Consider the following 14116-nt stretch of genomic DNA (forward strand, 5'->3'; position numbering starts at 1 on the left):
AATTGGTTGGCTCGGCGTCCTTGCCGTGCTGCGTTATTACCCGGCGCTATAAAGCGCCATTACGATTGCCCAAAAACATTCTCGGGGGTTGGAATGAATAAAACGGAATTGATCGATCACATTGCACAACAGGCCGATATTTCGAAGGCGGCGGCGGGGCGTGCATTGGATGCTGTGATCGGCGGCGTCAAAGGCACGTTGAAGAAGGGTGGTTCGGTGACGCTGGTCGGATTCGGCACGTTTGCAGTTGGCAAGCGCACGGCACGCACGGGACGTAATCCGCGCACGGGCGCTGCGATCAAGATCAAGGCAGCCAAGGTGCCCAAATTTAGGCCTGGCAAAGCACTAAAAGATGCGCTAAACTAATCGACTTGCTGCATAAGGGTGGTGCGTTTCGGAAGGCTCAGAATGCTGAAGAGCGCGGCGCGACTTAGGTAGTAAACAGGTATCACGCAGAATCGCGGAGCGGGTGCTTAGCTCAGTTGGTAGAGCGGCGCCCTTACAAGGCGTAGGTCGGGAGTTCGAGCCTCTCAGCACCCACCAGTTCCCGGTTCAGCATGCAGTGCATACGCAGTATAAGGAGTGGTAGTTCAGTCGGTTAGAATACCGGCCTGTCACGCCGGGGGTCGCGGGTTCGAGTCCCGTCCACTCCGCCAGTATCCTTGAAAGGCGAACTCCGGTTCGCCTTTTTTATTGCCCGCTGTTGTAATATCGGGCGTTCTGTTTTTGGCATCCTTAACGCATGCTCGATTTTTTTCGCAATCACAAACGCCTGATGATGTTCATGCTCATCCTCGTCATCGTGCCGGGGCTGGGTTTTGTGGGTATTCAAGGCTTCCGTGGCTTCTTTGACGAGAGCGCCAACGTCGCCAGCGTCAACGGGCACAAGATCACCCGTGCCGAGTATGACGACGCGATGCGTCAACAACTCGACCGCGCACGTCAGATGCTCGGCGCGAATTTCGACATGAAAATGTTCGACACGCCCGAGCGTCGCAAGCAACTGCTCGACGGGTTGATCGAACAGCGCGTGCTGAACGATGAGACGCAACGTCTTCATCTGACGGCATCCGACGACGCAGTGCGTCGCGTGTTGCTGAACGACCCGGTGATTTCGTCGCTCAAGAATCCTGACGGTTCGATCGACGTGAACCGCTACAAGGAACTGCTCGCCATGCAGGGCATGACGCCCGATCAGTATGACGAGCGCGTGCGCTATACGCTGGCCACGCAGCAGTTGCCGGCCAGCATCGAGGGCAGCGCCTTCACGTCGAAGACACTGGCGCAGAACCTCACGACGCTTGCCGAACAGCAGCGTGAAGTACAGAGTCTCGCGTTCAATCCGCACGACTATCTCGCCAAAATCCAGCCGACCGACGCGCAGTTGCAGGCGTACTACGACGCGCATCGCAATGAATTTGCGACACCCGCCACCGCGACCATCCAATACCTCGTGATGTCGCCGGACGCGCTGGCCGCTGGTCTGCAACCCTCGGACGCGGATCTGAAAAAGTTCTACGACGACAACATCGCGCATTACCAGACTGCCGCGCAGATGCGCGCGAGCCTGATCCTGGTGTCCGTAGCGCCGAACGCGAGCGCGGACGACAAGGCCAAGGCAAAGCAGAAGGCCGATGCCTTGCTGGCGCAAGTCAAGGCGCATCCGGACGACTTCGCGAAGATTGCCCAGGAGAGCTCGCAGGATCCTGCTTCGGCTTCGAAGGGTGGCGATCTTGGCTACTTCGGACGCGGCATGATGGCCGGTGGCCAGGCGTTCGACGACGCTGCATTCAAGCTGAAGAAGGACGAGATCAGCGATGTCGTGCCGACCGACGTGGGCCTGCTGATCCTGAAGGCGACGGATGTAAAGCCGTCTGTCACGCAGCCCTTCGACACGGTCAAGGATTCGATCGCCAAAGACCTGAAGGCTCAACTCGCGGCCAAGGCATTCAGCGATGATTCAGATGGCTTTACGTCGTTGGTGTACGAGAAGGCCAAGAGCCTGCAGCCGGCAGCCGACAAGTACAAGCTGCAGATCCAGACTGCAACGGTGACGCCGCAGCCTAACCCTGCGTTGCCGCTCACGAGCCCGCTGAACAACGCGAAGTTCCTCGCCGCGGTATTTGCGAACGACTCGGTGCAGTCGCATAACAACACGCAGGCTATCGACGCCGGCAGCAACACGCTGATCGCTGCGCACGTCACTGCCTACAAGCCGGCGGCCGTGCCTCCGCTCGACACCGTCAAGGACGCTGTGCGTCAGAAGGTCATCGCCGTACAGGCCGATGAGGCGGCACATAAGGACGGCATCGCCAAGCTTGCCGAGTTGCAGAAGTCGAATGCGACTACCGGTTTTGCGGCGCCACTGAAGGTCTCGCGCAATGACGCCCAGGGCTTGCCAGTCGCCGCATTGAGCGCAATCTACAAGGCCGACCCGCAGAAATTGCCGGCCTACGTGGGTGTCGACCTGGGTGATGCGGGCTATGCGGTGTATCGCGTGAATGCGGTGTTGCCTGGTGCACCGGTCGATCCACGCCGTCTCGTCGCCGCGCAGCAGGAGATCGCGCAGTCGGAAGCGCAATCCGAAGTGGAAGCTTATGTCGAAGCACTGCGCGCGCGTTCGAAGATCAAGTTCTACGGCTCGCTGGATAGCGCTCAAGCGGGTGGCGACTGATTGAGTTGAAGTCCACGCGCGGTGCCAGCAGCAAGCCGCACGCACTTTTCAAGGAATCACAAAAAAACCCCGCATTTGCGGGGTTTTTTCTTATCTGGCGAACTTCACCAGAGGCATTGTTGAGGGGAGCCTTAGAGGCAAGCGCTGATGGAGCTGGTTGCGTCGCTGCTCGCACCGCCACCACCGCTGCGGAAGCCGACCCACGAGCCGGTGCCATTACCCGGGCGCACCACAGCGGCCGCGCCGTTAGGCGGTTGCTGGCCCGGCACATACACGTCGACAGCCTGATTGTTTGCCAAGGTAGCTTGCGAGACGACCTGCTGTTGAGTGCCATCTGCCCACTTGTGGGCAATACATTGCGCGACGGCTGCTGGAGGTTGCTGGCTTTGTCCCACGGACTGGACGCCAACCGGCGGTTGAGCGGCGCAGGCAGAGATTGCCACGGTCAAAGCGATAAGCGGTAAGTATTTCACGTCATCTCCTCACAAAAGCGCTCAAAAACGAGCCGGATTTCGCGGTTAGCGAAAGTGTCTGATCGACCTTCCCCTGTGCGCGTTCCTCGCTCGTTCGCAACAAGTTGTAAGAAGCTTGTCAGTGTGAGGAACCCGTGCGCAACAACGGCTTGACGGTCGGCCACACGTTGTCAAGTAGCACGGGCTGTGCCTGCTGGGTCGGATGCATCTGATCCGCCTGGAACATGTCTGGTTTGTCCGCGATGCCGGCAAGCAGAAACGGCACGAGCGAAACATGCAGGTCCTTCGAGATCTGCTCGTAGACTCCGTGGAACTTTTGCGTGTAGTCGGGGCCGTAATTGGGTGGCACGTACATGCCGATCAGCACGACCTTTGCATGCGCCTGTTGTGCCTGTTCGACGATCGTGCGCAAGTTGTCCTCGGTGGTCGGCAAGGGGACGCCGCGAAGCGCATCGTTGGCGCCTAGTTCGACGATCACGATGCTCGGTTTGAGGCGCTGTATCAGTTCGGGCATGCGGGCGCGTCCGCCACTTGTCGTGTCGCCGCTGATGCTTGCGTTTGCAACGCTATAATCGATCCGCTCATTGGCAAGACGCTGGCGCATCAATGCAACCCAGCCCGTATCGCGGGGCAAGCCATACTCGGCTGAAATGCTGTCGCCGAGAACCATGATGACCGGCCTGGCCGTAACGGTTGCGTTGGGTGGATTGGCGGCACGGGCCGCAAGCGGTATTGCCGAAAAGGCCATCATGAAGAGGCCGGCGGCTGTGTTCAAAGCGGCGGCGCGCGGCGCAGCCAGGCGCACTTTCAATCTACGCCTCACCATGCAAAAGAAAACTGATCCAGTCATCGAAGTGCGGGGATTGTGCAAGAGGGTTAAGGATGCGACGGGTGAACTGACGATTCTCGATGATATCGATCTTTCCATCGAAGGCGGCAGCAGTGTGGCGATTGTCGGCGCATCCGGGTCCGGCAAGTCTACGCTGCTCGGTCTGCTTGCAGGTTTGGACAGCGCCACCTCGGGGTCGGTTCGGCTGCTCGGTCAGGAACTCACCGAGTTGAGCGAAGACGAACGCGCCGCGTTGCGCAACGGCTCGGTCGGCTTTGTGTTTCAGTCTTTCCAGTTGATGCCGCATCTGACGGCGCTCGAGAACGTGACCTTGCCGCTCGAGTTGCAAGGCGGTATCAGTTCGCGCGATGCGGCAGCGAGAGCGCGCGGCTTGCTTGAACAGGTGGGGTTGGGGCAGCGCACGCGTCACTATCCCAAGCTGCTCTCGGGAGGCGAGCAGCAACGCGTTGCGTTAGCGCGCGCGTTTGTCACGCATCCGGCCATTCTCTTTGCCGATGAGCCGACCGGCAGCCTCGACGCGGCCACAGGCCATGCGGTGATCGATCTGATGTTCGAGATGAACCGGGCCAACGGTGCGACGTTGATTCTCGTCACGCATGACATCGAACTCGCGCGCCGTTGCGATACCACGGTGACGATCGAGGCAGGGCGTCTCGCCTGAGACACTGCCTGCCCCGACACCGGGGTTCACATACTCAACGCTTCAAAGCTGCCCGTGCGCGTGCGATCAATGCCGAGGTCGACGAATCGTGCTTCGCCGGATCGACGCTCGCTGAGGTCAGATCGGCCTCGACCACCTTGCCGAGAATCTTGCCCAGCTCGACGCCCCATTGATCGAACGAGTTGATGTCCCACACCGTGCCCTGCACGAGTACCTTGTGCTCGTAAAGCGCGATCAGTGCGCCGAGCGAACGCGCGGTCAGCGCCTCCAGGATAATCGTGCTCGACGGACGGTTGCCCGGGAACATCAGATGCGGCGCCAGTTCCGGCTTGTCCGGGCCCGCTACCTTCTTCGCTTCCTCGAGCGTACGGCCGAGCATCAGCGCTTCGCTTTGCGCGAAGCAGTTGGCCAGCAGCTTCGGATGATGGCTCGCCAGCGGATGCTCGGGAGTGAGCACAGCGATGAAATCGATAGGTACGATCGTCGGGCCCTGGTGCAGCATCTGGAAAAACGCATGCTGGCCGTTCGTGCCCGGCTCGCCCCACGTGACGGCTGAAGTCGGATAGTCGACCATCGCGCCATCGAGGCGTGCGGACTTGCCGTTACTCTCCATCTCCAGTTGCTGAAGATACGACGGCAGGTAATGCATCGCCTCGGAGTACGGCGCGACCAGGTAGCTTTGCGAGCCGAAGAAGTTGCGATACCAGATGCCGATCATCCCGAGCAGCACGGGCAGGTTGCGCTCGAGCGGAGCCTCGCGGAAGTGCTTGTCCATGTCGTCCGCGCCGGCGAGCAGTTCGTCGAACTGCTTCGGTCCGATCGCGATCATGATCGAGAGGCCGACGGCCGACCACAGCGAATAGCGGCCGCCCACCCAGTCCCACATCTGGAAGACGTTCTCTTTGGCGATGCCGAACTTGACGACTTCAGCCGTGTTGGCCGACACGCCGACGAAGTGTTTCGCGAGCGCGTTTTCCGGGCAGCCCTTCTCGATGAACCAGTCGCGCAGCGAGCGCGCGTTGGTCATGGTTTCGAGCGTGGTGAAAGTCTTCGAGACGATGATGGCGAGCGTCTCTTCCGGGTCGATGTCCTGCATGACGCGGTAGAGATCGGCGCCGTCGACGTTCGACACGAAGTGGCTGGTGATCTCCGGCGAGGCGAGGTGATGCAACGCATTCGTCACCATCTTGGGACCGAGATCCGAGCCGCCAATACCGATATTCACGACATAGCGAATCCGCTTGCCGGTATAGCCGGTCCACTCGCCGCTCCGAATCTTGTCGGCAAACGCCGCCATCTTGGCGCGTTCGGCCGTGACTTCGGCGTGGAACGGGGCTTTCGGATCGGAGGCGCGCAGCGCAGTATGCAGCACCGCGCGGCCTTCCGTCGGGTTGACGATCTCGCCCGCGAACATGGCGTCACGGCGTTTCTCGACACCCGCTTCGCGGGCCACCTGCACGAGCAGCTTGAGAGTTTCGTCCTTGATGCGGTGTTTGGAGAAATCGGCCGCGAGTCCACCGCCAGCGTACGCAAAGCGTTCGGCACGGGTGGGAGCGGGATCGTTCGCGGGGGCGAACCAGTCGCGCATATGCTCATTGCGAATCTTGTCGTAATGGGCTTGCAGCGAGGACCAGGCGGGGAGCGTGTTCAACGTCATGAGATCGTCCGTCTAACGAAGGGGCACGAAAGAAAGGCAGTGCGCGCGAGGCGCAGCCGGTGGGATGCTCGGGCGCGCTATCGGGGCTTCGGGTTCGCAACGGTTCCCGGCCGGACAGCGCAGTACTTCAGTATAGCGGCCTTGACGCGAAGCGGGCAGGCAGTTGGACGCCGGATTCAGATAGCGGGATTGGGCGGGACAAGCCTCGCCCGCTACCCGGGTCCGGCAACGCCGACTCCGGTTTGCACCTCGAGCTGTTCAGGCTGGATAGAACATCCGGTTCAGCAGTTTGCGTACCATCGGCGCCAGTTCGCCTGCCGTCAAGCCTGCGGGGCCGTCGCCCTGGGCTGTTAGCGTATCGGCAGCGAGGCCGTGCAGATACACGCCCGCGAGCGCTGCCTCGTACGGTGGCAAGCGCTGGGCCAGCAACGCTCCGATGATGCCGCCGAGCACGTCGCCAGTACCGCCTGTCGCGAGCGCGGCGTTGCCGGTCGGGTTGACCGCAAGCCTGCCATCGGGCGCGCCAACCACCGTGCCGGTGCCTTTCAGCACGATGACGCAGGCGAAGCGCGCGGTCAGCGCGCGCGCGGCGGCGAGCCGGTCGCGCTGCACGGTGGGGACATCGCAGCCGAGCAGCCGCGCCGCCTCGAGCGGGTGCGGCGTCAGCACGCACGGATCGCCCTTTGCTCCGCGGGCGGCGACCTTTGCGGCAAGCGCAGGATCCTTCGAGACCAGGTTCAATGCGTCGGCGTCCAGCAGCTTAGGAACGTCGAGCGGCAACACGTCGTGCAGCGCCTGGGTCGCGCGGTCGCGATGACCCATGCCGCAGCCGATGGCCAGTGCGTCCATCTTGTCGAGCGGCAGATCGTCGATGGCGTGCAGCATCAGCTCGGGATGGGGCGGATCGTAGGGCGGGGCGCCTGCGCCAAGCAGCGCCACGTGGATTTTCCCGGCGCCGCAATGAAGCGCCGCGCGCGCTGCGAGAATCGGCGCGCCGCACATGCCGGAGTCGCCGCCGACCACGGCGAGGCTGCCGAACGAGCCCTTGTTGGTCGAGAAATCGCGCGAAGGGAGGTACGGTGCGAACAGCGCCGGGGCATTGAGTTGCACACCGCCGGTACGAGCGACCGTGGCCGTCGTGTCCAGGCCGATTGGCGCGACGGTCACCGCGCCGGCCAGATCGCGCCCGGAAGCCATGAAGAGTCCTGGCTTGGCGCCGATGAACGTCACCGTGTGCGTGGCTCGCACTCCTGTGCCGGACCCAACCACATTGCCCGTGTCGCTATCGAGCCCGCTCGGCACGTCGAGCGCCAATACGCGGCCTTGCCGCTTCGCACGTTGTGACAACTGTTGAGCAAGCGTGGCGAACACGCCTTCGAGCGGCCGGGTCAGGCCGATCCCGAACATGCCGTCGACCAGCCAGCCGTAGCGCTCGAAAGAATCGGGCGCTGACGTGCTGATCGGAACGCCTGCCGCGCGCGCCTCGCCGAGCGCCCAGCGGGCGTCCTCCGGTTTGACTTCGACGGGCATACAGACTTCGACCGCGACGCCGGCGATATGCAACTCGGTCGCGACCACCAGCGCATCGCCGCCATTATTGCCGGGACCGGCGACGATCCAGACTGTCGCGGCAGAACCGCTCGAGCGCGCCGACGCGATCTGCCCGGTCAGGAACAGCGCGGCGGCGCGGCCGGCACGCGCCATCAGTTCGTGCGGCGGCAGCGCGGCCGCGGCGCTGACTTCGAGCGCACGCAGATCGGCGACGCTCAGAAGCGCGAGCGGTCGGTCGTGCGTGTCGATCAGGCCGGAGAGGTCGGAAGGATTGTGGGGACTGACAGATGCGGCTTCGTTCATGGCGGCGTCAAGCGATGGCCCGGGCGGGCACGGAACCGTCATGGTAGTGCGAATGCACGTAAGGGGTGGAACTGTTCGGCCAGGTTTCGTCGCACGACGGCGCCCGAGGACTCTCAGGGCGCCTCAGTCTCAGTTTCAGTATCGAAACCGCTCAGGCCGCAACGCGGCAAGCGTATCCGCCGGCAATTCGGGCGCGCTGCCGCCGATCAGATCCGCCACCAGTTTCGCGGCCCCGCAGGCGAGTCCCCAGCCAGCAGGTCCGTGCCCCACGTTGACGAACAGGCGCGGATGCAACGCATTGCCAACCATCGGCAGGCCATCCGGCGAGAGCAGCTTGAGGCCATCCCACGACAAAGCCGCCGAGATCTTGGCCGCGCCCGGAATCCAGTCGTGCGTGGCCTGACCGAGCAGGGCCAAAGCATCCTTGGTGACCGCTTCGGAAAGCGGCTTGTCGGTCTGTCCGGCGCCTTGCAGCACCGCGCCGCCGGCGATGCGAAGCCGATGATTCATCCGCGTGATGGTGATGCGTTTCACCGCGTCGACGATCGCCACATGCGGCACGCATTCTTCGTGAGCGATCGGCGCGGACAGCGTATGCAGCCGCAGCGGATGCAAGGGCACCCGCAGACCGAGCCGCTCGAGCAGCGGCACCGAGCCGGTGCCGGCCGCGACCACGATCGCGTCGGCGTTGATCACGTCGACTTCGCGCGACGAAGTGACTTCGCCGAGCCGCGGCGCCAGTTCGACCGCTGCGCGCTCCCCATCGAGCCGGATGGCATCGACCTCCCGGTTCAGCATGAACTGCACGCCGCCTTCGGTATCGAGCGTCTGCTTGATGAGCTTGGTGAAGAGGGGGCAGTTCGCGGTGCGTTCCTGGTCGAACAGCACGCCGCCTGCAAACTCGGGATCGGTCGGCACCGAATGTTCGAACGCCGCGCACTCGGCAGGCGTCATCACGTGGTGCGGCACTTCATACTGGCGCAGCAATTCGAGCGCCGGCTGGGTCAGCTCCCATTCCTGCGCAGAGCGCGTGAGGTAGAGCACGCCCTCCGTCTGTTCATATTCGAGCCCGAAGCGCGCTTCCATATCGGCCATCGCCTCGCGCGAGGCCTCGATCAGCGGACGCAGCAGCCCGTATTGCCGGCTGAAGGCCTGCGGCTCCTGCCATGTTGCCAGTTGCCGCTCGAACAGGCGGGCGCCGCCGTTGAAGCCGGTCTTGCGGATGACGCCGTTTTTGGCGGCCTGGCGGCTCTGCATGAAGGTCGGCCCGAACCAGACGTCGAGCGGCGTCGGCAGGACGGTGCCGCCATGGCCATAGGTCGCGCCCTGCGCGACGGTCGCAAAGCGTTCGACTACGCAGACCCGGTGACCGGCGGCGCGCAACTGATAAGCGGTGGCGACGCCCACAATTCCGCCGCCAATGACGATAACATCCATGTTTGCTTCGATTTTCCGGTGGAACGCGGACTGACGGGCGTTCCCCGTATGCGTGACATGCGGCGCGTGCAGAGGACCGCTGCGCCGATCTGGTGAAACGCCGAATGATAGCAGTCAATCGGCCCAGACGCGCAGGCGTCCGAGGATCGGGAATTCGGCCGGCCGCGCGTGCCAACGCGTGCCAAAACCGCACGCATACACCGCCCGGACGCTTGCGGGAGGGCCGCTCGCGGGTCTTCCCGGGGTATAATCTTGGACTTCTCTTTCGCCTCACGTCGCCCGCACGCGCGACTCATCGACGCAACGTCAAGTCCATGGCCCACTTCTCGTGTTTCCCCGGCGCTTCGGCCCTCTCCGATTTCCGTCAAACCCGCCTGCTCGAGACGCTTACGCGTATCGACGCCAACATCACCGGCGTGCACGGCCAGTATCTGCACTTCGTCAACGCGCAGGCGCCGCTCACGGCTGAAGACAGTGCGAAGATCGAAGCGTTGATGCACTACGGCGACCCGTTCGTCGAGGTCAAAGAGCGCGGCAACAGCGAGACCTTTCTCGTGGTGCCCCGTTTCGGCACGGTGTCGCCGTGGGCCAGCAAGGCAACGGACATTGCGCACCACTGCGGCTTGACGCAACTGCGCCGTATCGAGCGCGGCGTCGAATACACGGTGACGCTCAAGAGCGGCCTGCTTGGCAAGAAGACGTTGTCCGACGAAGCGCGCGAAGCTGTCGCCGCCGCGCTGCACGACCGCATGACCGAGAGCGTGGCGCCGTCGCGCGATCACGCCATGCATCTGTTCGACGAACTGCCGGCCAAGCCGCTGCAAACGGTCGATGTGCTGGGTCACGGCCGCGGCGCGCTGGAAACGGCCAACCGGGAACTGGGCCTCGCGCTCGCCGAAGACGAAATCGACTACCTCGTCGACGCCTTCACGAAGCTCGGCCGCAACCCGACCGACGTCGAACTGATGATGTTCGCGCAGGCCAACAGCGAGCACTGCCGCCACAAGATTTTCAATGCGGAGTGGACCATTGACGGCGAGAAGCAGGACATCTCGCTGTTCAACATGATCCGCAATACCGAGAAGCTCAATCCGCAGGGCACCATCGTCGCATACTCGGACAACTCGGCAATCATGGCCGGCGGCCAGGCCGAGCGGTGGTTCCCGCGCAAGCCGGCGGCTGAAGGCGAACTGGCTGAGCACTACGGGCGCCACGTCGAACTGACGCACACGCTGATGAAGGTGGAAACGCACAACCACCCAACCGCGATCTCGCCGTTCCCGGGCGCTGCGACCGGCGCGGGCGGTGAAATCCGCGACGAAGGCGCAACCGGCCGCGGCGCGCGTCCGAAGGCCGGTCTCGCGGGCTTCACCGTATCGAACCTCGACTTGCCGGATGCGCGCGAAGCATGGGAAAACGCCCGCGACGCCGTGCAGCCGGTCGGCCACCGCAATCCGGCTGACGAGCAGCAAATCTATGGCCGCCCGGACCGCATCGCATCGCCGCTGCAGATCATGATCGACGGTCCGCTCGGCGGCGCCGCGTTCAACAACGAATTCGGCCGCCCGAACCTGGGTGGCTACTTCCGCACTTACGAGCAGAACGTTGCGGGCACCGTGCGCGGCTATCACAAGCCGATCATGATCGCGGGCGGCATCGGCAATATCTCCGATCAGCACACCCACAAACATGACTTGCCGGAAGGCTCGCTGCTGATCCAGATCGGCGGCCCGGGTATGCGCATCGGCATGGGTGGCGGCGCCGCCAGCTCGATGGCAACCGGCACCAATACCGCCGAACTCGACTTCGACTCGGTGCAGCGTGGCAACCCGGAAATCGAGCGGCGCGCGCAGGAAGTCATCAACGCCTGCTGGCAGCTCGGCGAGAAGAACCCGATTCTGAGCATTCACGACGTGGGTGCGGGCGGTCTGTCGAACGCGTTCCCGGAAGTGGTGGACGGCGCGAGCAAAGGCGCGATTTTCGAGTTGCGCAAGATCCAGCTCGAAGAGAGTGGCCTGTCGCCGCGCGAGATCTGGTCGAACGAAGCGCAGGAGCGCTATGTACTGGCGATTGCGCCGGCCGATCTGCCGGAATTCCAGGCAATCTGCGAGCGCGAGCGCTGCCCATTCGCGGTGATCGGCACGGCGACCAACGAACGTCAGTTGAAGCTGATCGACGCCGAAGAGAAAAACGACGACGCGCACCAGCCGGTCGATATGCCGATGGAAGTGCTGCTCGGCAAGGCACCGCGTATGCATCGCGACGTCAAGCACGTCGAGACCACGCTGCTGCCGGTGGATGTCACCGGTATCAACCTGTCGGAAGTAGCGGTGAGCGTGCTGCGTCACCCAACGGTGGCGAGCAAGTCGTTCCTGATTACGATCGGCGACCGCTCGGTGGGTGGCACGACCGCGCGCGACCAGATGGTCGGCCCGTGGCAGGTGCCGGTTGCCGACGTGGCGATCACTACCATGGACTACGCCGGCTATCGCGGCGAAGCCATGACGATGGCCGAGCGCACGCCACTCGCCGTGATCAATCCGCCGGCGTCGGGCCGTATGGCAGTCGGCGAGGCCGTCACGAACATTGCGGCGGCGCCGATCGCGTCGCTGGACAAGCTGAAGCTGTCCGCGAACTGGATGGCCGCTTGCGGCGCGCCGGGTGAAGACGCGGCGCTGTACGACACGGTCAAGGCGATCGGCATGGAACTGTGCCCGGCGCTCGGCATCAGCATTCCGGTGGGCAAAGACTCGCTGTCGATGCGTACCAAATGGGACGACCAGGGCGTGGCGAAGGAAGTGGTCGCGCCGGTCTCGCTGATCATCTCGGCGTTTGCGCCGGTCGAAGACGTACGTGGTCATCTGACGCCGCAACTGCGTCGCGTCGACGAAGCGGGCGACTCCGTGCTGATCGCGATCGACCTGGGACGCGCCAAGCATCGCCTCGGCGGCAGTATCCTGGCGCAGGTCACGCAACAGGTGGGCGACACGACGCCGGATGTCGACGACGCCGAAGACCTGAAGCGTTTCTTCGCCGCGATCCAGGCGCTGAATAGCGACGGCAAGCTGCTCGCTTACCACGACCGCTCGGACGGCGGCCTGTGGGCGACGGTCTGCGAAATGGCGTTTGCGGGTCATGTGGGTGTGTCGCTGAACGTCGACATGTTGACGCTCGATCCAAATCACGAATTCGACTACGGCGACGCTAAAGACTGGGCCAAGCAGACCAGCGGCCGCCGTGAAGACCGCACGATCCGCGCGCTCTTCAACGAGGAACTGGGCGCGGTGATTCAGGTGCGTGCTCAGGATCGCGATGCGGTGCTGGCCTCGCTGCGCGAACATGGCCTGTCGGCATGCTCGCACGTGATCGGCAAGCTCAACGAACGCGACGCGATCGAAATCTACCGCGACGCGAAGAAGATCTACGAAGCGCCGCGCACGGAACTGCATCGTGCGTGGAGCGAAGTGAGCTGGCGCATTTCGCGTCTGCGCGACAACCCGGCTTGTGCCGATGCCGAATACGACGCGCTGCTCGATGCCGCCGATCCGGGTATCACGCCGCAGCTGAGCTTTGATCTAGCGGAAGACGTGGCCGCGCCGTTTGTTGCCAAGGGTGCCCGCCCGCGCGTGGCGATCCTGCGCGAGCAGGGCGTCAACTCGCACCTCGAAACCGCGTATGCATTCGACCGCGCCGGTTTCGACGCCTACGACGTACATATGAGCGACCTGCTGGCTGGCCGCGCCACGCTCGCCGATTTCGCGGGCGCCGTTGCGTGCGGCGGCTTCTCTTACGGCGACGTGCTGGGTGCAGGCGAGGGCTGGGCGAAGACGATCCGCTTTAACGCGCAACTGGCCGATATGTTCGCCGTCTTCTTCGCCCGCAAGGACACGTTTGCACTCGGCATCTGCAATGGCTGCCAGATGATGAGCAGCCTTGCATCGATGATCCCGGGCGCCGAGGCATGGCCGAAGTTCACGCGCAACAAGTCGGAGAAATTCGAAGCGCGCTTCTCGCTGGTCGAAGTGCAGCAGTCGCCGTCGCTGTTCTTCAGCGGCATGGAAGGCTCGCGCATTCCGGTGGCCGTCGCGCACGGCGAAGGTTTCGCGGACTTCTCGCAGCAAGGCGATGCGTCGAAGGTGGCGGTGGCGATGCGCTTTGTCGATCACCGCGGCCAGGCTACGGAGCAGTATCCGTTCAACCCGAACGGCTCGCCGGATGGCATCACTTCGGTGACAACGCCTGATGGCCGCTTCACGGTCCTGATGCCGCACACCGAGCGCGTGCATCGCACGGTGCAGATGAGCTGGCATCCGCAAGGCTGGAACGCGAACGACGGTAGCCCGTGGTTGCGCGTGTTCCAGAACGCGCGTCGCTGGCTGGGTTGATGGGCATACGCTGCTGAAGGGAAGGGGCCGCGGCAAGCAAGCCGCGGCGGGCGTGGCAGCGGCGGTGGGAGTGGCAGCGGCGACGGTGAAAATCTGCCGCCGCATCGAGCCAGACGGCGCCGTGA

At 63.6% G+C, this 14116-nt stretch carries 9 protein-coding genes and 2 tRNA genes; 6 read left to right on the top strand and 5 right to left on the bottom strand.

Annotation, left to right across the window (positions count from 1 at the left end):
• The first annotated feature begins 93 nt into the window (after positions 1-93).
• The 4 genes from P3T24_RS21725 to P3T24_RS21740 all read left to right on the top strand — a co-directional run bounded on the left by P3T24_RS21725 (position 94) and on the right by P3T24_RS21740 (position 2674).
• Positions 94-366: an HU family DNA-binding protein gene (locus P3T24_RS21725; RefSeq protein WP_007585907.1), complete on the top strand. Its 273-nt coding sequence runs from the start codon at positions 94-96 to the stop codon at positions 364-366.
• 101 nt (positions 367-467) lie between these two features.
• Positions 468-543 (top strand) — tRNA-Val (locus P3T24_RS21730).
• Between the two features lie 36 nt (positions 544-579).
• Positions 580-656, top strand: a tRNA-Asp gene (locus P3T24_RS21735).
• Positions 657-742: 86 nt separating this feature from the next.
• Positions 743-2674, top strand: coding sequence for a SurA N-terminal domain-containing protein (locus tag P3T24_RS21740; RefSeq protein ID WP_429405303.1), 1932 nt, complete (start codon positions 743-745; stop codon positions 2672-2674).
• Positions 2675-2805: 131 nt separating this feature from the next.
• Here the strand turns inward: P3T24_RS21740 and P3T24_RS21745 are convergent, their stop codons facing one another.
• Both P3T24_RS21745 and P3T24_RS21750 read right to left on the bottom strand, forming a co-directional pair.
• Positions 2806-3147 carry a hypothetical protein gene (locus P3T24_RS21745; RefSeq protein ID WP_074264765.1) on the bottom strand — a complete coding sequence of 114 codons (342 nt, stop codon included), beginning with the start codon at positions 3145-3147 and terminating at the stop codon, positions 2806-2808.
• A 118-nt stretch (positions 3148-3265) separates the two neighbouring features.
• A complete protein-coding gene (locus tag P3T24_RS21750; RefSeq protein ID WP_074264764.1) occupies positions 3266-3973 on the bottom strand; it encodes an arylesterase in 708 nt (235 codons plus the stop codon).
• Between P3T24_RS21750 and P3T24_RS21755 the strand changes: the two genes are divergently transcribed.
• Positions 3972-4658 (top strand): ABC transporter ATP-binding protein, encoded by a 687-nt coding sequence (locus P3T24_RS21755; RefSeq protein WP_074264763.1) that lies wholly within the window; start codon positions 3972-3974, stop codon positions 4656-4658. The two genes, P3T24_RS21750 and P3T24_RS21755, sit on opposite strands and share 2 nt — an antisense overlap.
• Before the next feature lie 34 nt (positions 4659-4692).
• On the opposite strand, the gene pgi is transcribed toward P3T24_RS21755, so the two are convergent.
• The 3 genes from pgi to P3T24_RS21770 form a co-directional block, all read right to left on the bottom strand.
• The gene (gene pgi, locus P3T24_RS21760) at positions 4693-6315 is read right to left on the bottom strand and encodes a glucose-6-phosphate isomerase (RefSeq protein ID WP_429437750.1); all 1623 of its coding nucleotides are present in this window, start codon (positions 6313-6315) and stop codon (positions 4693-4695) included.
• A 258-nt stretch (positions 6316-6573) separates the two neighbouring features.
• Complete coding sequence (locus P3T24_RS21765; RefSeq protein ID WP_074264761.1) at positions 6574-8169, bottom strand: NAD(P)H-hydrate dehydratase; 1596 nt, start codon at positions 8167-8169, stop codon at positions 6574-6576.
• A gap of 135 nt (positions 8170-8304) precedes the next feature.
• A complete protein-coding gene (locus P3T24_RS21770; RefSeq protein ID WP_429405297.1) occupies positions 8305-9606 on the bottom strand; it encodes an FAD-dependent oxidoreductase in 1302 nt (433 codons plus the stop codon).
• Positions 9607-9920: 314 nt separating this feature from the next.
• Between P3T24_RS21770 and purL the strand changes: the two genes are divergently transcribed.
• Positions 9921-13991 carry a phosphoribosylformylglycinamidine synthase gene (purL, locus tag P3T24_RS21775; protein WP_429437752.1) on the top strand — a complete coding sequence of 1357 codons (4071 nt, stop codon included), beginning with the start codon at positions 9921-9923 and terminating at the stop codon, positions 13989-13991.
• Positions 13992-14116 lie beyond the last annotated feature (125 nt).

The sequence above is a fragment of the Paraburkholderia sp. GAS33 genome, from assembly GCF_050436645.1.
GTDB lineage: Bacteria > Pseudomonadota > Gammaproteobacteria > Burkholderiales > Burkholderiaceae > Paraburkholderia > Paraburkholderia phenazinium_B.

Excerpts from the sequence above, each read along its gene's own strand:
- P3T24_RS21740 (WP_429405303.1), top strand. The coding sequence starts at position 743 with ATGCTCGATTTTTTTCGCAATCACAAACGCCTGATGATGTTCATGCTC.
- P3T24_RS21755 (WP_074264763.1), top strand. The coding sequence starts at position 3,972 with ATGCAAAAGAAAACTGATCCAGTCATCGAAGTGCGGGGATTGTGCAAG.
- pgi (WP_429437750.1), bottom strand. The coding sequence starts at position 6,315 with ATGACGTTGAACACGCTCCCCGCCTGGTCCTCGCTGCAAGCCCATTAC.
- P3T24_RS21765 (WP_074264761.1), bottom strand. The coding sequence starts at position 8,169 with ATGAACGAAGCCGCATCTGTCAGTCCCCACAATCCTTCCGACCTCTCC.
- P3T24_RS21750 (WP_074264764.1), bottom strand. The coding sequence starts at position 3,973 with ATGGTGAGGCGTAGATTGAAAGTGCGCCTGGCTGCGCCGCGCGCCGCC.
- purL (WP_429437752.1), top strand. The coding sequence starts at position 9,921 with ATGGCCCACTTCTCGTGTTTCCCCGGCGCTTCGGCCCTCTCCGATTTC.
- P3T24_RS21725 (WP_007585907.1), top strand. The coding sequence starts at position 94 with ATGAATAAAACGGAATTGATCGATCACATTGCACAACAGGCCGATATT.
- P3T24_RS21770 (WP_429405297.1), bottom strand. The coding sequence starts at position 9,606 with ATGGATGTTATCGTCATTGGCGGCGGAATTGTGGGCGTCGCCACCGCT.